This is a genomic window from Acidovorax sp. GW835-FHT14B10, assembly GCF_058793725.1.
Window position 1 is genome coordinate 126,467 of the sequence record NZ_JBXAGC010000011.1, and the last position, 17,995, is coordinate 144,461.

19 protein-coding genes are annotated in these 17,995 nt (G+C 65.2%); 10 read left to right on the plus strand and 9 right to left on the minus strand.

Annotation, left to right across the window (positions count from 1 at the left end; genetic code table 11):
* Nucleotide 1 precedes the first annotated feature (1 nt).
* From AC1Q5S_RS10755 to AC1Q5S_RS10770, 4 genes are all read right to left on the minus strand, one after another.
* Nucleotides 2-784, minus strand: coding sequence for an ABC transporter ATP-binding protein (locus AC1Q5S_RS10755; RefSeq protein ID WP_026435863.1), 783 nt, complete (start codon nucleotides 782-784; stop codon nucleotides 2-4).
* Nucleotides 785-806: 22 nt separating this feature from the next.
* Nucleotides 807-1,883, minus strand: a complete 1,077-nt coding sequence (locus AC1Q5S_RS10760; RefSeq protein WP_303835596.1) for an ABC transporter permease subunit — start codon at nucleotides 1,881-1,883, stop codon at nucleotides 807-809.
* A gap of 12 nt (nucleotides 1,884-1,895) precedes the next feature.
* Entirely contained in the window at nucleotides 1,896-2,825 is a 930-nt protein-coding gene (locus AC1Q5S_RS10765) for a branched-chain amino acid ABC transporter permease (RefSeq protein ID WP_303835598.1), read from the minus strand.
* Nucleotides 2,826-3,137: 312 nt separating this feature from the next.
* The gene (locus tag AC1Q5S_RS10770; RefSeq protein WP_492238846.1) at nucleotides 3,138-4,451 is read right to left on the minus strand and encodes a replication-associated recombination protein A; all 1,314 of its coding nucleotides are present in this window, start codon (nucleotides 4,449-4,451) and stop codon (nucleotides 3,138-3,140) included.
* A gap of 101 nt (nucleotides 4,452-4,552) precedes the next feature.
* On the opposite strand from AC1Q5S_RS10770, the gene AC1Q5S_RS10775 reads away from it, so the two are divergent.
* Nucleotides 4,553-4,942 (plus strand): DUF488 domain-containing protein, encoded by a 390-nt coding sequence (locus AC1Q5S_RS10775; RefSeq protein ID WP_303835602.1) that lies wholly within the window; start codon nucleotides 4,553-4,555, stop codon nucleotides 4,940-4,942.
* Nucleotides 4,939-5,559, plus strand: a complete 621-nt coding sequence (locus AC1Q5S_RS10780) for a uracil-DNA glycosylase family protein (RefSeq protein WP_492238847.1) — start codon at nucleotides 4,939-4,941, stop codon at nucleotides 5,557-5,559. Before AC1Q5S_RS10775 ends, AC1Q5S_RS10780 begins: the two co-directional genes overlap by 4 nt.
* A gap of 35 nt (nucleotides 5,560-5,594) precedes the next feature.
* Here the strand turns inward: AC1Q5S_RS10780 and lolA are convergent, their stop codons facing one another.
* Nucleotides 5,595-6,227 (minus strand): outer membrane lipoprotein periplasmic chaperone LolA, encoded by a 633-nt coding sequence (gene lolA, locus AC1Q5S_RS10785; RefSeq protein WP_303835605.1) that lies wholly within the window; start codon nucleotides 6,225-6,227, stop codon nucleotides 5,595-5,597.
* Nucleotides 6,228-6,271: 44 nt separating this feature from the next.
* Nucleotides 6,272-8,605 carry a DNA translocase FtsK gene (locus tag AC1Q5S_RS10790; protein ID WP_492238848.1) on the minus strand — a complete coding sequence of 778 codons (2,334 nt, stop codon included), beginning with the start codon at nucleotides 8,603-8,605 and terminating at the stop codon, nucleotides 6,272-6,274.
* Nucleotides 8,606-8,928: 323 nt separating this feature from the next.
* Here AC1Q5S_RS10790 and trxB point away from each other — a divergent pair, with 323 nt between their 5' ends.
* The 3 genes from trxB to rpmG all read left to right on the plus strand — a co-directional run bounded on the left by trxB (nucleotide 8,929) and on the right by rpmG (nucleotide 10,560).
* Complete coding sequence (trxB, locus tag AC1Q5S_RS10795) at nucleotides 8,929-9,882, plus strand: thioredoxin-disulfide reductase (protein WP_303835607.1); 954 nt, start codon at nucleotides 8,929-8,931, stop codon at nucleotides 9,880-9,882.
* Between the two features lie 262 nt (nucleotides 9,883-10,144).
* On the plus strand, nucleotides 10,145-10,378 hold the full coding sequence (gene rpmB / locus AC1Q5S_RS10800; RefSeq protein WP_007859763.1) for a 50S ribosomal protein L28: 234 nt from the start codon (nucleotides 10,145-10,147) through the stop codon (nucleotides 10,376-10,378).
* An 11-nt stretch (nucleotides 10,379-10,389) separates the two neighbouring features.
* A complete protein-coding gene (gene rpmG / locus AC1Q5S_RS10805) occupies nucleotides 10,390-10,560 on the plus strand; it encodes a 50S ribosomal protein L33 (RefSeq protein ID WP_008904999.1) in 171 nt (56 codons plus the stop codon).
* 126 nt (nucleotides 10,561-10,686) lie between these two features.
* On the opposite strand, the gene AC1Q5S_RS10810 is transcribed toward rpmG, so the two are convergent.
* Both AC1Q5S_RS10810 and AC1Q5S_RS10815 read right to left on the minus strand, forming a co-directional pair.
* Nucleotides 10,687-11,901, minus strand: a complete 1,215-nt coding sequence (locus tag AC1Q5S_RS10810; RefSeq protein WP_492238849.1) for a DesA family fatty acid desaturase — start codon at nucleotides 11,899-11,901, stop codon at nucleotides 10,687-10,689.
* A 79-nt stretch (nucleotides 11,902-11,980) separates the two neighbouring features.
* On the minus strand, nucleotides 11,981-13,255 hold the full coding sequence (locus tag AC1Q5S_RS10815; protein ID WP_303835623.1) for an RsmB/NOP family class I SAM-dependent RNA methyltransferase: 1,275 nt from the start codon (nucleotides 13,253-13,255) through the stop codon (nucleotides 11,981-11,983).
* A 177-nt stretch (nucleotides 13,256-13,432) separates the two neighbouring features.
* Here AC1Q5S_RS10815 and AC1Q5S_RS10820 point away from each other — a divergent pair, with 177 nt between their 5' ends.
* On the plus strand, nucleotides 13,433-13,693 hold the full coding sequence (locus AC1Q5S_RS10820) for a DUF1653 domain-containing protein (RefSeq protein ID WP_422203493.1): 261 nt from the start codon (nucleotides 13,433-13,435) through the stop codon (nucleotides 13,691-13,693).
* A 21-nt stretch (nucleotides 13,694-13,714) separates the two neighbouring features.
* On the opposite strand, the gene purN is transcribed toward AC1Q5S_RS10820, so the two are convergent.
* Nucleotides 13,715-14,296 carry a phosphoribosylglycinamide formyltransferase gene (purN, locus tag AC1Q5S_RS10825; protein ID WP_303835624.1) on the minus strand — a complete coding sequence of 194 codons (582 nt, stop codon included), beginning with the start codon at nucleotides 14,294-14,296 and terminating at the stop codon, nucleotides 13,715-13,717.
* 20 nt (nucleotides 14,297-14,316) lie between these two features.
* Between purN and AC1Q5S_RS10830 the strand changes: the two genes are divergently transcribed.
* From AC1Q5S_RS10830 to AC1Q5S_RS10845, 4 genes are all read left to right on the plus strand, one after another.
* Nucleotides 14,317-15,018, plus strand: a complete 702-nt coding sequence (locus AC1Q5S_RS10830) for a YceH family protein (RefSeq protein ID WP_492238850.1) — start codon at nucleotides 14,317-14,319, stop codon at nucleotides 15,016-15,018.
* A 47-nt stretch (nucleotides 15,019-15,065) separates the two neighbouring features.
* Nucleotides 15,066-16,247 carry an acyl-CoA dehydrogenase family protein gene (locus tag AC1Q5S_RS10835; protein WP_492238851.1) on the plus strand — a complete coding sequence of 394 codons (1,182 nt, stop codon included), beginning with the start codon at nucleotides 15,066-15,068 and terminating at the stop codon, nucleotides 16,245-16,247.
* A 133-nt stretch (nucleotides 16,248-16,380) separates the two neighbouring features.
* Nucleotides 16,381-17,496, plus strand: a complete 1,116-nt coding sequence (locus AC1Q5S_RS10840) for an acyl-CoA dehydrogenase family protein (RefSeq protein ID WP_492238852.1) — start codon at nucleotides 16,381-16,383, stop codon at nucleotides 17,494-17,496.
* Between the two features lie 114 nt (nucleotides 17,497-17,610).
* On the plus strand, nucleotides 17,611-17,995 hold a 385-nt coding region (locus AC1Q5S_RS10845), incomplete at its 3' end, for a transposase domain-containing protein (RefSeq protein WP_492238853.1).

Consider the following 17,995-nt stretch of genomic DNA (forward strand, 5'->3'; position numbering starts at 1 on the left):
CTCAGTGTCCTCCGGTGCCCAGATAGGCCTCAATCACTTTTTCGTTCTTCTGCACTTCGGCAGGGTTGCCTTCGGCGATCTGCTTGCCGTAGTCGAGCACCGTCACGCGGTCGCACAGGCCCATCACCAGCTTCACATCGTGCTCGATCAGCAAGATGGTGCGGTTGTCGTTGCGAATGCGATCGATCAGCTCGCGCAGCTGCACCTTCTCGGTGGCGTTCATTCCGGCGGCGGGCTCATCGAGCGCGATCAGCTGCGGGTCGGTGGCAAGCGCACGGGCAATCTCCAGGCGGCGCTGGTCGCCATACGACAGCGTGCGCGCCTTGTAGTCGGCGAACTTGCCAATGCCTACATAGTCGAGCAGTTCCTGCGCGCGCTTGGCAATGGCCGCCTCCTCCGCCTTGAAGCCCTTGGTGCGCAGCACGGCGCCCAGCAGGCCGGACCTGGTGCGGATGTGGCGGCCCACCATCACGTTCTCCAGGGCCGTCATCTCGGCGAACAGTCGGATGTTCTGGAAGGTGCGGGCGATGCCCGCCTTGGCCACTTCATGCACGGCCGTGGGCTCGTAGGGCTTGCCGGCCAGCTCGAAGCTGCCGCTATCGGGCGTGTACAGGCCGGTGATCACGTTGAAGAACGTGGTCTTGCCCGCGCCGTTGGGGCCGATCAGGCCATAGACCTGGCCGCGCTGGATGGTGATGCCCACGTCGGACAGGGCCTGCAGACCGCCGAAACGCTTGGAAATGCCGGCGACCTTCAGCACCACATCATTGGATTTCTCTGTCATTGCGAACTTTCGGTGGGATGCTTCAGGTCTTCTGCGTCAGGCTCTTGCCGCGCTCGGGCGTTGGCCACAGGCCGCGGGGGCGCAGCAGCATGATGATGATCATGGCCAGAGCAATCAGCAGCTGGCGCAGGATGGCGGAATCGAGGCGGCCGTCCGTCATGGCCTGCAGCGGGCCGGCGACATAGCGCAGCACTTCGGGAAGGGCCGACAGCAGCACAGCGCCCAGGATCACACCGGGGATATGGCCAATGCCGCCCAGCACCACCATGGCGACGATCATCACCGACTCCATCAGGCTGAACGACTCGGGCGACACGAAGCCCTGGAAGGCGCCGAACATCGCACCCGACACACCGCCAAACGAGGCGCCCATGGCAAAGGCCAGCAGTTTCATGTTGCGGGTGTTGATGCCCATGGCCTTGGCAGCGATTTCGTCCTCGCGGATCGCCATCCAGGCGCGGCCGACGCGCGAGTCCTGCAGGCGGTAGCAGATCACCACGCTGACGACCACCAGCACCAGGAACAGGTAGTAGTAAAGCGTGACGGAGTTGATGTCGAAGCCGAACAATTCGAGCCGCTTGCCCAGATCGAGCCCGAAGATCTTGACCGAGTCGATCTGGCCCATGCCCTTGGGGCCGTTGGTCAGGTTGACGGGATGGTCCAGGTTGTTCAGGAAGATGCGGATGATTTCGCCGAAGCCCAGGGTCACGATGGCCAGGTAGTCGCCGCGCAGCTTGAGCGTGGGCGCCCCGAGCAGCGCCCCGAAGAACGCCGCCACCAGCGCCGCCAGCGGTATCACCAGCCACAGCGAGGTGTGCAGCCCGTCGGGGAACATGGCGGCAAACGCCGCGAAGTTGTCGGCCAGGTGCGGCGACGCCATCAGGGCAAACAGGTAGGCGCCCACGGCGTAGAACGCCACGTAGCCCAGATCGAGCAGGCCGGCATAGCCCACCACGATGTTCAGGCCCAGCGCCAGCAGCACATACAGCAGCGCCAGGTCGGCAATGCGCACCCAGGCGTTGCCAAAGTACTGCAGCAGCAGCGGCAGGACCAGCAGGGCGATGCCGCCCAGGATCCAGTTGGTTTTGGTGTTCTTCATGGCAATAGGTCCTCAGGCACGGTCGGCCACGCGTTCACCCAGCAGGCCCGAGGGGCGCAGCGTCAGGATGATGATGAGCACGATGAAGGCAAAGATGTCGGTGTAGTGGCTGCCCAGCAGGCCGCCGGTGAGCGTGCCGATATAGCCCGAACCGATGGCCTCGATCAGGCCCAGCAGGATGCCGCCCACCACGGCACCGGCCAGGTTGCCGATGCCGCCGAACACCGCCGCCGTGAAGGCCTTGAGCCCCGGCAGGAAGCCCATGGTGTGCTGCGCCGTGCCGTAGTTGGATGCATACATGATGCCGGCGATCGCCGCCAGAACGGCACCGATGATGAAGGTGGCCGAGATCACCATGTCGGGTTTCACGCCCATGAGCGAGGCCACACGGGGGTTCTCTGCCGTGGCGCGCATGGCACGGCCCAGTTTGGTGTAGTTCACCAGATACATCAGGGCAGCCAGAGCCACCACCGTCACGCCCAGAACCAGGATCTGGGTGGAAGTGATGACGGCCCCGCCCACCTGGAACGGCGTGGCCGGCAGCAAGGTGGGATAGGACTTGTAATTGGGCTTCCAGATGATCATGGCCAGCGTCTGCAGCAGGATCGACATGCCGATGGCCGTGATCAGCGGCGCCAGACGCGGGCTGGTGCGCAGCGGCTTGTAGGCCACCTTCTCGATCGTGAAATTGAGCGCGGCGGCCACCACGCAGGCAATGATGGTGGCCAGCAGCAGGATGAGCCAGCCCGGGGCTCCCGGCATGGCCTCCTGCATGAGTCCGATACAGCTCCAGCTGGTGAGCGCGCCGACCATGAGCACTTCGCCATGGGCAAAATTGATCAGCTGAATAATGCCGTACACCATGGTGTAGCCCAAGGCTATCAAGGCGTACATGCTGCCGAGAACCAGACCGTTGATGATCTGCTGCAGCAAAATGTCCATAAGAGAATCCTTCGTTTGTGACGTACCCACCGCTTTGGCACCGAAATCGGCACAGCCTTGTGGGCCCGACTGCCATGTAGCAAAAAACCCGCCAGGAATGCAGCTGTGCGGGTTTGAGGACGCGATTGTAGCGAGTAGTTTTCGGCCGTCCGGGCCTTATCTGGCGGGGTTTTCCCTTGGGTTTCGGGTCCATCAGACGGGCACGCGCCGTATAAGAAAGATTGATGGATCTATCTCAAAAACGGTGCCCATGGATTGCCGGCGGCAGGCCGGGCCGGACGCACCGCTCGGTGACCCGGTTGGTGCGGTGGCTCAGGGGTTTTCCGGGTCTGCGCTGGCGGCCGCATTGCGCCCCCGCAGGTCCCGCAGCTTTTGCGCGATCTTGATTTCCAGGCCCCGCTCCACCGGCCGATAGAAACCCGGCTCCGCCATGCCTTCGGGCAGGTAAGTTTCGCCGGCAGCAAAACCGCCCTCCTCGTCATGGGCGTAGCGGTAGCCCTTGCCGTAGTCGAGCTCTTTCATGAGCCGGGTGGGTGCATTGCGCAGGTGCATGGGCACGGGGCGCGTACCGTCTTGCTGGACATGGGCGCGCGCGGCGTTGTAGGCCTTGTACACGGCGTTCGATTTGGGCGCCACGGCGAGGTAGATCACGCACTCGGCCAGCGCCAGCTCGCCCTCGGGGCTGCCCAGGCGCTCGTACACCTCGCTGGCGTCCAGTGCCAGGCGCAGCGCGCGCGGGTCGGCCAGGCCCACATCCTCGGCCGCCATGCGCACCAGGCGACGCGCCATGTAGCGCGGATCGGCGCCACCGTCGAGCATGCGCACCAGCCAGTACAGCGCGGCGTCGGGGTCGGAGCCGCGCACCGACTTGTGCAGCGCGCTGATGGTGTCATAGAACTGCTCGCCGCCCTTGTCGTAGCGGCGCATGCGCTCGCCCAGCACGCGGACCACCCAGGCGTCGGTGATCTCGGCCAGTTGCTCCTGGGCGGCCGCCATGGACAGCGTCTCCAGCGTGTTGAGCAGGCGGCGGGCATCGCCATCGGCATAGGCCACCAGCCGTTCGACGGCCATATCCTCTATCGCTGGAAGCGCCTGTTCCGATTGGGCTAGAGCCACAATTTGCTTCAAATCGTCGGCGGACAGCGGTTGCAGCACATACACCGCCGCACGCGACAGCAGCGCGGAGTTGACCTCGAACGACGGGTTCTCGGTGGTGGCGCCGATGAAGGTGAACAGCCCGCTCTCGACATGCGGCAAAAACGCATCCTGCTGGCTCTTGTTGAAGCGGTGCACCTCATCCACAAAGACGATGGTGCGCTGCTGCATGAGGCCACCCCTCGCCGTCTCGGCGCGCTCCACCGCCTCGCGGATGTCCTTGACCCCGCCGAGCACCGCGCTGATGCTGATGAACTGCGCATCGAACGCGTTCGCCATCAGGCGCGCAATGGTGGTCTTGCCCACGCCGGGCGGGCCCCAGAGGATGCAGCTGTGCGGCCGGCCCGACTCGAACGCCAGGCGCAGCGGCATGCCCGGCCCCAGCACATGCTGCTGGCCAATGACTTCGGAGAGCTGGCGCGGGCGCAGGCGCTCGGCCAGGGGCTGGTGGGAGACGGCGGGCGGTTTCACGTTCGGCGAGGGGGCGGCCGCCAATGGTAGCCGGCAATCCGGCCGATGACCGCCGGCTTCTAGAATGACCCGCATCGCGTCAGCAGCCCCGGAGAATTTCCATGTCCGTGCGCATCGTTCAACTCGGCAGTCCCCGTGCCCCCGGCGAGGGCACCCGCATCGGCACCGTGCGCCGCCCGCCGCGCGGTGTGCCCAAGGCGCAGTTCGCGGCGCAGGACTGGTACGACGTCTGGTACCCCAACCTGGCACCGAGCCCCGAAACCGTCAAGCAGGCCCAGGCTGCCGCCACGCCCCAGGAATGGGCGGCCTTCGCACGCAAGTACCGCACCGAAATGGCCACGCCCGAGAACCGCCACACCCTGGCGCTCCTGGCCCGGATGTCGCAGGACGCGAACTTCTCGGTCGGCTGCTACTGCGAGGACGAGGCCCACTGCCACCGCTCGGTCTTGCGCCAACTGCTGGCCGAGGCCGGCGCACGCATCGCGCCGTGACGCAGGCAGAGCCGCTCGACGCCCTGCTCACGCGCGTGCGCGCCTGCCAGCTTTGCGCGGCGCAGCTGCCGCTCGGGCCACGCCCGGTGTTGCAGGCGCATGCAGATGCACGCATCCTCGTCGCAGGCCAGGCACCGGGCCGCAAGGTGCATGCCTCGGGCGTGCCCTTCGACGACGCCAGCGGTGAACGCCTGCGCATGTGGATGGGCATCTCGCGCGAGACCTTCTACGACCCACGCCAGGTGGCCATCCTGCCCATGGGCTTTTGCTACCCTGGCCGGGGCACATCGGGGGACCTGCCGCCGCGTCCCGAATGCGCGCCGGCCTGGCGCCAACCGCTGCTGGGCCACCTGCCCCAGGTGCGGCTCACCCTCGCGATCGGCCTGTACGCCCTGGCCTGGCACCTGCCCGCCTGCAAGGGCCAGCCGCTGGCGGAGGCCGTGCGGAGCACCTGCGCGCGGCCGGATGCGCCCGTCCTGGCCCTGCCCCATCCGAGCCCGCGCAACCACGGCTGGCTCAAGCGCCACCCGTGGTTCGAGATCGAGCTGCTGCCCCTGGTACGGGCACGCGTGGCGGCCGTGCTGGCCACCCAGAGCAAAAATGGATCTGGCGCCTGACCAGCCAGCGCCAGCAGCGATCAAAACAGAAACATTTATTGCTTGAGCACATCCGCCCCCGCTGGCGGCTTGAACTGGAAGGTGCCCGGCGGCAGCGCAGCGTTGGTCTGCATGCCCGTGAAGCGGATGGCCGAACGCTGGCCGAAGCTGTCCAGGATGTCGAGCGCGGCCAGTTGCTCGCCCGCAAAACCCACGCGCACGCTCTGCAACTGGCCGTCCTTGGCCTTGGGGCGGGCCAGCACCCATTGCAGGCCCTCCTGGTCAGGGGCCGCTTCGAGCGTGAAATCGGCCTTCAGCGCCGACAGATCGGGCGCCGATGCCACCAGGGCCGCGGGCGTGCTGCCCAGGACCTGGGACTGCGAGCGCTGGGTAACCTGGTTCAGGTCCACGTCGTACAGCCACAGGGTCTGGCCGTCGGCCACGATGGTCTGCTCAAAAGGTTTCTTGTAGACGAACTTGAAGCGCCCTGGGCGCTGGAATTCAAAGCTGCCGGTGGATGTCTTGGTGCGCGCGGCCTGGCCGTCCTTGGGCGGCGAGATCACGGTCTGCGTGAAATCGGCCTTGCCCGTCTGCGTGCCCTTCATGAAGGATTCCAGGCTTTTCAGCCCGTCAGCGCTAGCGATGCCTGCCGCAGCAGCTATCAAAATTGCAGTAGCGATCTTTTTCAACAGAAACTCCCGTGGGGTAGGGACCGGCCCTGCGGTCCGGCCAGTCATTCACTGCGGTTGGGAACCAGCACTTCGCGCTGGCCGCTGGCGGTCAGGCCGCTGACCAGACCGGCCTTTTCCATGTCTTCCAGCAGCCGCGCCGAGCGGTTGTAGCCAATGCGCAGCTTGCGCTGCACGTACGAGATGCTGGCCTTGCGGTCCTTGAGCACCACTTCCACAGCCTGGTCGTACATGGGGTCTTTCTCGCCCCCATCGCCGCCGCCGTCCCCTGACAGATCACCGTCGCCATCCACAGTTCCGCCTTCGAGCACGCCCTCGATGTAGTCCGGCTCCCCTTGTTGCTTGAGGTAATGGACGACACGGTGCACTTCCTCGTCCGATACGAAGGCCCCATGCACACGGATCGGCAGGCCGGTGCCGCTGGCCATGTAGAGCATGTCGCCCATGCCCAGCAGGGCTTCGGCGCCCATCTGGTCGAGGATGGTGCGGCTGTCGATCTTGGAGCCCACCGAGAACGCAATACGGGTGGGAATATTGGCCTTGATCAGGCCCGTGATCACGTCCACGCTGGGGCGCTGCGTGGCCAGGATCAGATGAATGCCGGCGGCGCGCGCCTTTTGCGCCAGGCGGGCAATCAGCTCTTCGATCTTCTTGCCCACCACCATCATCAGGTCGGCCAGCTCGTCGATGATGACCACGATGTGCGGCAGGCGCTGCAGCGGCTCGGGCTCTTCGGGCGTCAGGCTGAAGGGGTTGTAGATGAATTCCTCGCGCGCCTTGGCTTCGTCGATCTTGACGTTGTAGCCGGCCAGGTTGCGCACGCCGAGTTTGGACATCAGCTTGTAGCGGCGCTCCATCTCGGCCACGCACCAGTTCAGGCCATGCGCCGCCTGCTTCATGTCGGTGACCACGGGCGCCAGCAGGTGCGGGATGCCTTCGTAGACCGACATTTCCAGCATCTTGGGGTCGATCATCAACAGGCGCACGTCGCGCGCCTCGGCCTTGTAGAGCAGCGAGAGGATCATGGCGTTGATCCCCACCGACTTGCCCGAGCCCGTGGTGCCGGCCACCAGCACGTGCGGCATCTTGGCCAGGTCGGCCACCACCGGATTGCCCACGATGTCCTTGCCCAGGCCCATGGTGAGCATGCTCTTGGCCTCGTGGTAGACCTGCGAGCCCAGGATCTCGGACAGGCGGATCGACTGGCGCTTGGCGTTGGGCAGCTCCAACGCCATGAAGTTCTTGCCCGGGATGGTCTCCACCACGCGGATCGACACCAGGCTGAGCGAACGCGCCAGGTCCTTGGCCAGGCCGACGATCTGCGAGCCTTTCACGCCGGTGGCGGGCTCGATCTCGTAGCGCGTGATCACGGGGCCGGGCATGGCGGCCACCACGCGCACTTCCACGCCGAAGTCCTTGAGCTTTTTCTCGATGAGGCGGCTGGTCATCTCCAGCGTCTCGGGCGCCACAGTTTCCTGGCGCTGCAGTGCGCTGTCGAGCAGATCCACCAGCGGCAGCTTGCTGTCGGGCATCTCGGTGAACAGGGGCTTTTGCCGCTCTTTCACCACGCGGGCGCTCTGCGGCACATCCACCAGCACCGGCTCGATGATCTGCACCGGCTGCGGGTGGTGTTCTTCGCTTTCGGTGCGTTCCTCCAGCACCACCACCGCGCGCTCGCGGGCGGCCTTGCGGCCCACGGCCACATCCTTGGCCACTTCGCGCTGGGCGCGGCGCGACTGCACCAGGGCATCAATCCGCGCGCCCAGCGCTTCGGCCACATGCCCCCAGGAAAAACGGAACACCAGGGCCGCCCCCAGCACCAGCAGCACGATGCCCAGCAGCCCCGAGCCGGTAAAGCCCAGCCATTTCACGCTGGCAGGCCCCACAAGGTAGCCGAGCACGCCCCCCGCGTGCCCCGGCAGCAAGGCTTCGAGCCGGTACAGGCGCGACCACTCGAGCGCTGTGCTGGCGCCCATCAGCAGCACCAGCCCAACCCAGAACAAGGAGCGCCGCACGGCAGGGCTGACGGCACCCGCTGCCGCTTCGCCACCACGCATCCACCGCGCCAGCGAGGCAATCCAGGCACGCACCCCTGCCGCCACACACCACCACACCGAAAACCCCAGTGCGAAATAGCTGCCATCGGCCAGCCAGGCGCCAAAACGCCCCGCCCAGTTGGCTACCAGTGGATCGCCGCGCGTGCCCGAGGTGGACCAGGCAGCGTCCTGCGCGGAATAGCTGACCAGGGCCAGCAGCCAGAAAACCAGCGCCAAAAGGCCCACGATCAGGCCTATTTCGTGGCCAAAGCGGGCCGCACCGGTGCGAGGCGCAGACTTGGCCGAAGAGGATGCATTCAGGGTATTGAGGGAGTAGGTCATAAGCGTGCCGGGCAAGCTTACCCCATGCACGACGGGGGTTGCGCCACCCCCCGCCACCACGCGGCAACACCGCCACACGCACTCACATTTAGTAACGCACGTGACGCTATCTTGCTGTTTTGCCGCGGCCATATGGCCACCGGGGCACCGTCCCCGCTGGCCCGGCAAGCCGTACCACAAGGGCTTTTCCATGGGTTCTTACAATCGCGCTGATTGATAAGGCATCACCAGAAAAAGCCGCGCGCGGTGGATACTTCATGGCTGATTCCGCATTTTTTCAACAGCAGCTGCCTTGAGGCAAATGCAACACACAGGTCTTGTCCATGTCTTCCACCCCCCACGCGAAAGTTCTGATCCTCGGCTCCGGTCCTGCAGGCTACACGGCGGCCGTCTATGCGGCACGCGCCAACCTGAACCCGGTGCTCATCACCGGCATCGCGCAGGGCGGCCAGCTCATGACCACCACCGAGGTGGACAACTGGCCCGCCGATGTGCACGGCGTGCAGGGCCCCGACCTGATGCAGCGCTTTCTGGAGCACGCCGAGCGCTTCAAGACGCAGATCATCTTTGACCACATCAACAAGGTCGATTTCAGCCAGCGCCCGTTCACGCTCACCGGCGACAGCGGCACCTACACCTGCGACTCGCTGATCATCGCCACCGGCGCGTCGGCCAAATACCTGGGCCTGCCCTCGGAAGAGGCCTTCATGGGCAAGGGCGTGTCGGGCTGCGCCACCTGCGACGGTTTCTTTTACCGCGACCAGGACGTGTGCGTGGTGGGCGGCGGCAACACCGCCGTGGAAGAAGCCCTGTACCTGTCGAACATCGCCCGCAAGGTGACGCTGGTGCACCGCCGCGACAAGTTCAAGGCCGAGCCCATCCTCGTGGACAAGCTCAACGAGAAAGTGGCGGCCGGCAAGATCGAGCTCAAGGTGTTCCACACCCTGGACCAGGTGCTGGGCGACAACACCGGCGTGACGGGCATCCGCATCAAGAGCACGATCGACGGCAGCACCCAGGACATCGCACTGCAGGGCTGCTTCATTGCCATCGGCCACGCGCCCAACACCGATATTTTCCAGGGCCAGCTGACCATGGAGAACGGCTATATCGTCACGCAGGGCGGGCTCAAGGGCTTTGCCACCCAGACCAGCGTGCCCGGCATCTTTGCCGCGGGCGACGTGCAGGACCATGTCTACCGCCAGGCCATCACCAGCGCCGGCACGGGTTGCATGGCGGCACTCGATGCCCAGCGCTTCCTGGAACAGGAAGCTTGACGAGGCGAAGACCCCCACGCTCCGCCGCTGCGCGGGTCGCTGCCCCCATGGGGGCTTTTTTGTCTTGGGGCGGCCAGGCGACAAAAACTGGGCATCAGGCTATAATCTGCGGCTTTGCTGAATTCGGCCCGCCTTGCGGCACCCCGAAACAGGCAAATCGGGTTACCGCCACCCTTTCTGGCGAGGTGAGGCCACAAGCCATCCTGGGGGAAAACCCCCCGGGGCCGAGTGAGTGGCCGTTAAAAAGTATCGGAGTGTCCTCATGGCACGCGTCTGCGACGTAACGGGCAAGAAGCCCATGGTCGGGAACAATGTTTCCCACGCCAACAACAAAACCAAGCGCCGGTTCCTGCCGAACCTGCAATACCGCCGTTTCTGGGTCGAGACCGAAAACCGCTGGGTGCGCCTGCGTGTTTCGAGCGCTGCCCTGCGTTTGATCGACAAGAACGGTATCGACTCGGTGCTCGCAGATCTGCGTGCACGTGGTCAGGCTTAAGGAGAAGCACCATGGCAAGCAAAGGCGGACGCGACAAGATCAAGCTGGAATCCACTGCGGGTACCGGCCACTTCTACACCACGACCAAGAACAAGAAGACCATGCCCGAGAAGATGCTGATCATGAAATTTGATCCCAAGGCTCGCAAGCATGTGGAATACAAGGAAATGAAGCTGAAGTAATTCAGCCTCAGGTCTTTCGGAAAAACCGCCCTGCCGCAAGGTTGGGCGGTTTTTTCATGCCCGCAGACAGTGCAGGCCACGAGCGTGGCAAGGAGCTTGCATGCAGCCCAGGTCCTGGGTTGGCGTTCAGGCCTGCGCCGCACGCAGGCGCATCGAGAAATCACGCAGCGCCGCAATGCCGCTGTCCTCGGCCCGGTGGCACCAGGCCTGCAGGTCCGCCGTGAGCTGCTCGCGCGAGTGCGAGGTATTGAGCCACAGCTGGCGCAGTTCTTCGCGCATGGTCACCATCTTGTCGAGCACCGGAGAAACGGCGCGTGCCCGTGCCAGCTGCGGCAAGGCCACGGCGGGCACCTTCTCCACATCGCGGTGCAGCCAGCGCCTGGCGGCCCGGAACATCGACGCATCGGCCTGGCGCGCCTGCAACGCGGCCATTTCGGCCTTGCAGGCCTGGCGCACCCCGCGCGCATAGGCGGCCATGACCTCGTAACGGTTGGCAATCAGGGCTTCCAGCGTCTTTTCATCGGCCACGGGCTTCACATCGCCCAGTTGCAGCCTGGGTGGCACCTTCTTGACCTTGGCCCAGCCGATCGCCTGCATCAGGCGGATGTAGGCCCAGCCAATGTCCAATTCATAGGGTTTGATCGAGAATCTGGCCGACGTGGGATAGGTGTGGTGGTTGTTGTGCAGTTCCTCGCCACCAATGAGGATGCCCCAGGGCGAGAGATTGGTGCTGGCGTCCTGCGCCTCGAAATTGCGGTAGCCCCAGTAATGGCCCACGCCATTGACCACGCCCGCCGCCCAGAAGGGAATCCAGACCATCTGCACCGCCCACACGGCTGCGCCGAGCGCGCCAAACAGGGCCAGATCCAGGACCAGCATGAGCGCCACCCCCTGCCAGCTGAAGCGGCTGTACAGGTTGCGCTCGATCCAGTCGTTCGGTGTGCCGTGGCCGAACTTTTGGATCGTTTCCATGTTCGTCGACTCGGCGCGGTACAGCTCGGCGCCACGCCACATCACGGTGCCAAGGCCGCGCGTCTGGGGGCTGTGGGGATCGTCCACGGTTTCGCATCTGGCGTGGTGCTTGCGGTGGATGGCCACCCATTCCCGGGTGACCATGCCCGTGGCTATCCACAGCCAAAAGCGGAAAAAATGCGCGGGAATGGCGTGCAGTTCCAGCGCGCGGTGCGCCTGGGCGCGGTGCAGAAAGATCGTGACCGCGGCAATGGTGATGTGGGTGGTGGCCAGGGTGTACAGCACGATCTGCCACCAAGCCAGGCCCCACAAGCCATGGGCCAGCCAGTCCACGGCAGCGTTCAAGACCGCCCCATCCGGCAACAGCATGTTCAAGACTCCTTGTTTCCCATACCCTATCCACCACGGCCCACGGCATCTGGTGCGGGAGTACCGCGCCTGCTGAAGTTCAGCCCTTTCTGACCCAGACCGCCGCGAAAAATCCGTCGGTCTGGTGGACATGGGGCCACAAACGCAAATAACCACTGCCGGTATCACCGCCGCTGCACAGCCCCCTGGCACCCTCCACCTTGAGTTGCTCCAGCAATTCACCGGCGTCCAGCAGGCGGAAATCCGTGTGCGCGGCGCTGAAAGCCTCGGCAATGGCCTCATTTTCCTGCGGCAGGATGCTGCAGGTGGCATACACCAGCCGTCCACCCGGCTTGAGCAGGCGGGCAGCACTGTCCAGGATGGCCGTCTGCTTGGCCACCAGTTCCTCCACCGCCTTGGGCGACTGGCGCCATTTGAGATCGGGGTTGCGGCGCAGCGTGCCCAGGCCCGAGCAGGGGGCGTCCACCAGCACGCGGTCGATCTTGCCGGCCAGGCGCTTGATGCGCTCGTCCCGCTCGTGGGCAATGGCTGCCGGGTGCACGTTCGACAGGCCGCTGCGCGCCAGCCGCGGCTTGAGCGCATCGAGCCGGTGGGCCGACACGTCAAACGCATACAGGCGGCCAGTGCTGCGCATGCTGGCGCCAATGGCCAGCGTCTTGCCGCCCGCGCCCGCGCAAAAATCCACCACCATCTCGCCGCGCTTGGCGTCGAGCAGCAGGGCCAGCAGCTGCGAGCCCTCGTCCTGCACCTCGATGGCGCCGCGCGTGAACGCATCGAGCTTGGTCAGCGCAGGCTTGTCGTCCACGCGCAGCCCCCAGGGCGAATACGGTGTGGGGCTGGCCTTGATGCCCGCCTTGGCCAGCTCTTTCTGCACATCGGCGCGCTTGTCCTTGAGCGCGTTGACGCGCAGGTCCAGCGGCGCGCTCTGTGCCAGGCTTTCCACCAGCGGCCAGAAACCCTCACCCAGCTGGTCCTTGAGGGGTTTGACCAGCCATTCGGGCAGGTTGTGGCGATGGCGCTCCATCAGGTCATCCACCGTGACGGCATCACACTGGTCCAGCCAGTTCTTTTCCTGATCGGTCAGCGCGCTCTTGAGAAAATCGCGCGGGCCATGGAAGCCCAGAATGGCCAGGCGGCGCTCCTTGGGGCCCGAGCCCGAGGGCGCCATGTGGTCGAACAGCAGCTTTTTGCGCAGCACGGTGTAAACCGTCTCGGCCAGCGTGGCACGTTCGCGGGGGCCCAGGCCCCGGTTATCGCGGAAGAATCGTGACACCACCGCGTCGGCGGGGTGTTCAAACGTAAGGGTGAGCCTGACAAGTTCGGCGCAGGCGTCGAGAAGGACTTTGGGATGCATGCCCCGATTGTCCCACCGACACCCTGATCGGTGCATGCACATCACCCCGGGATGCAGCGGCAAAGCGGCCCTTTTGTGTCAGCCAGCATTGCCGCAGCCGTCTGCGGGACGGCTCGTTGCGAACGCACCAGGCGCGCACAATCTGCGCCTCCCCTTCTTATTCACCGCCCTTCCCCCATGACCGACGAAGACCTGCCCGCACCCATCCGCACGCCACCTGGCCTGTACCGCCACTACAAGGGAATGCTCTATCAGGTGATCGACACCGTGCGCCACAGCGAGACGCTGGAGCCCATGACGCTGTACCGCGCGCTTTACGGCCAGCGGGGCCTGTGGGTGCGCCCCGCAGCCATGTTTCTGGAAAATGTTTCGGTGGATGGGCAGTTGCGGCCCCGCTTTGAGCGCTGCAGCGACGCGGCCCCTGACATGGAGAGCTGACCCTCCGTTGCGCCAACGCAGTTACAAGGCTTGCACCAGCGTCCGCACAGCGCGCGGGTAGATCACATGTTCCTGGGTGAGCACACGCGCCGCCAGCGTCTCGGCTGTGTCCCCCGGCAGCACCGGCACCACGGCCTGGTCCAGGATCGGGCCGACATCCAGTTCGGCCGTCACCTGGTGCACCGTCACACCGGCAAACCTGCAGCCCGCATCAATGGCGCGCTGGTGCGTGTGCAGCCCGGTGAAAGCCGGCAGCAGCGAGGGGTGGATATTGATGAGCCGCCCCGCGTAGTGCGCCACAAAACCCGGCGTGAGGATGCGCATGAACCCGGCCAGCACCACCAGGGCGGGCTGATGGCGGTCGATGGTGGCGGCCAGTTCGGCGTCAAAGGCCTCGCGGCTGGCAAAGGCCTTGTGGTCCAGCACCGCGGTGGCAATGCCCTGCGCGCGGGCGAAAATCAGCCCGCCGGCATCGGCTTTGTTGCTGACCACGGCAGCCACGCGCGCGCCGTAGCGCTGCTCCCAGTTTTCCTGCTGCGCGGTTCGGACGATGGTGGCCATGTTGGAGCCGCCGCCAGAGATCAAAATCACAATGTTTTTCATTGCCTGCAATTATCCCCGCCATGCCGTTCGACCCTCGTACCCGCCCCCTCACGCCCCCAGAAGCCCGCGTGCTCGCCACCCTGATGGAGAAGGCCCGCACCGTGCCCGACAGCTACCCCATGTCGCTCAACGGCCTGCTGACCGGCTGCAACCAGAAGACCAGCCGCGACCCGGTGATGCAACTGAGCGATGCCCAGGCGCAGGAGGCGCTGGATTCGCTCAAGCAGCTGAGCCTGGCGTTCGAGAGCAGCGGCAACCGCACCACCCGCTGGGAGCACAACTTCCAGCGCGGCGTGGGCGTGCCCGAGCAGTCGGCGGTGCTGCTGGGCCTCTTGATGCTGCGCGGCCCGCAGACGGCGGGCGAGCTGCGCATCAACGCCGAACGCTGGTACCGCTTTGCAGATATCTCGTCGGTGGAGGCATTTCTGGACGAGCTGCGGGAGCGCAGCGCAGAGAAAGGCGGCGCGCTGGTCGTGCAGCTGCCCCGCGCGCCCGGCGCCCGCGAGCAGCGCTGGGCGCATCTGCTGTGCGGACCGGTGGATACCACGGCCAGCGCTGACACTGCAGGCCACAGCGCCGCAGGCCCGTCTCCCGCCCTGCAGCCCAGGGTGGATGCGCTGGAGGCCGAAGTGGCCAGTCTCAGAACCGTCGTGCAGCGGCTGTGCGCAGAGCTGGGCATTTCCCCCGACTTCAGTCCGATGTCGCCACCCGGACAGGAATGAAAAGAACGCTCGTGCTACAAACACACCCTCACTAGGAGACGCACCGCATGGATCTCGCATTCACCCCCGAAGAACAGGCCTTTCGCGAAGAAGTTCGCGCATGGGTCCACGCCAACCTGCCCCCCGAAATTTCCCACAAGGTGCACAACGCTCTGCGCCTGACCCGTGCCGACATGCAGGGCTGGGCCAAGATTTTGGGCAAGAAGGGCTGGCTCGGTTTTGGCTGGCCCAAGGAGTTTGGCGGCCCCGGCTGGACGGCCGTGCAAAAGCACCTGTTTGAAGAAGAGTGTGCCCTCGCCGGCGCGCCCCGCATCATCCCCTTCGGCCCCGTGATGGTGGCCCCGGTGATCATGGCGTTTGGCAACGCCGAGCAGCAAAAGCGCTTCCTGCCCGGCATCGCCAGCGGTGAAGTGTGGTGGAGCCAGGGCTACAGCGAACCGGGCTCGGGCTCGGACCTGGCCAGCGTCAAGACCCGCGCCGAGCGCGTGGGCGACAAATACATCGTCAACGGCCAGAAGACCTGGACCACCCTGGGCCAGCACGGCGACTGGATGTTCAACCTGGTGCGCACCGCTACCTCCGGCAAGCCGCAGACCGGCATCTCCTTCCTGCTGCTCGACATGAAGTCCAAGGGCGTCACCGTGCGCCCCATCAAGCTGCTCGATGGCGAGTGCGAAGTGAACGAGGTGTTCTTCGACAACGTCGAAGTGCCTGCCGAGAACCTGATCGGCGAAGAGAACAAGGGCTGGACCTACGCCAAGCACCTGCTATCCCACGAACGCACCAACATCGCCGACGTGAACCGCAGCAAGCGCGAGCTGGAGCGCTTGAAGCGCATCGCCCGGGCCGAAGATGTGTGGGACGACCAGCGTTTCCGCGACCAGATCGCGCTGCTGGAAGTGGACATCGTGGCCCTCGAAATGCTGGTGCTGCGCGTGCTATCCAACGAGAAGTCGGGCAAGAACTCGCTCGACATTGCCGGCCTGCTCAAGATCAAGGGCAGCGAAATCCAGCAGCGTTACGCCGAGCTGATGATGCTGGCCGCCGGACCCTTTGCCATGCCCTTCATCGAAGAGGCCATGGAAGCTGGCTGGCAGGGCAACTTCCCGGGCGGTGTCACCGCCAATGCGCCGCTGGCGTCCACCTACTTCAACCTGCGCAAGACCACGATCTACGGCGGCAGCAACGAAGTGCAACGCAACATCGTCGCGCAGACTGTTCTCGGCTGACGCCGACAACAGTCTGCGCATTGCACGACAGGACTGCTCCCCCGTGCCCCCTCCACGAGGGGGTTCCAGCTAGAGCTTCGCTGGTTGTACAAAGAAGGCGCCGCGGCGCCACAACCGGCACAAGGAGAGACACATGGATTTCGATTTTTCTGATGACCAGGAACAACTGCGCGACGCCGTGCGCAAGTGGGTGGACAAGGGCTACACGTTTGAGCGCCGCCGCGCCGCCGTGGCCGCTGGTGGTTTTGACCGCGCCACCTGGAACGAACTGGCCGAGCTGGGCCTGACCGCACTGACCGTCCCCGAAGCGCACGACGGCATGGGCCAGGGCACCATCGACGCCATGGTGGTGGCCGAAGAACTGGGCCGCGGCATCGTACTGGAGCCGATCGCCCAGGCCTTCATCGCCAGCAGCGTGCTGTCGCACTGCGCACCGGCCGACGTGCAATCGGACTGGCTGCCCCGCGTGGCCAGCGGCGAGGCGCTGGTGGTGCTGGCCCAGCAGGAGCGCAAGGCACGCTACCGCCTGGACGTTTGCGATGCCAAAGCGACCCCAGCGCAATCTGGTCATACGGTAACAGCGATCAAAAGCGTAGTACCTGCCGGTGACCAGGCCGATGCCTTCATCGTGCCCGCGCAGCTCGACGGCACGATCGCCCTCTTCCTGGTCGAGCGCACGGCCAGCGGCGTGACCACGCGGGGTTACGTCACGCAAGACGGCAGCCGCGCCGCCGAAGTGAAGCTCACCAACGCCCCCGCCACGCTCATCACCACCGACGGCCTGGCCGCGCTGGAGCTGGCCGTGGACACCGGCATCGCCGCCACCTGCGCCGAAGCCGTGGGCGTGATGGACAAGACCGTGGCCATCACCGTCGAATACATGAACCAGCGCAAGCAGTTCGGCGTGTTCATCGCCAGCTTCCAGGCCCTGCGCCACCGCGTGGCCGACATGAAGATGCAGCTGGAGCTGGCCCGCTCGATGAGCTACTACGCCAGCCTCAAGCTGGGCGCTCCCGCGGACGAACGCCGCCGCGCCATGGCCCGCGCCAAGGTGCAGCTGGGCCAGTCCATGCGCTTCGTGGGCCAGCAGGCCGTGCAACTGCATGGCGGCATCGGCGTGACCGATGAATACATCGTCAGCCACTATTTCAAGAAGCTCACGCAACTCGAAGTGGCCTTTGGCGACACGCTGCACCATCTGGGTGAAGTGTCGGCGCGCATGCAGGACACCGCGGGCGTGTTTGCCTGAGGCCCGATTCCCGCCGCCCAAAAAACCGCCTTCGGGCCAATGCCAGTCAGTTAAGACGGCAGCTTGCCCCGGGCAGGTAAAAAGGGAGCATGTTCTTCATGCTCCCTTTTTCGTTTGACTTCCGTACTGCAAAAATCCCTGGATGAGACCTTGGCGGCGTTGCCCGCCAACGCCATGACCGAGTTGGGCACGCTGATTGATCCACAGTGGATCGAGCAAGCGCTGCATGCCAGCGGCAAAGCATCTATACGTCGTCGCAAGCTGCCCGCAGATCACGCCATCTGGCTGGTCATTGGTCTGGCCTTGTTTCGTCACATGCCCATGTGGCAGGTGGTGCAGGAGATGGCCTTGACCCTTGAGGGGCAAGAGTTACCGGCTCCCAGCAGCAGCGTGCAGGCTCGCCAGCGGCTGGGCTCGCAACCCTTGGAGCACTTGTTTGCACTGCTCACGCAGGCCTGGGCAAGATCGCATCCCGTGCATGAAGATCGCTTGCGTGTGC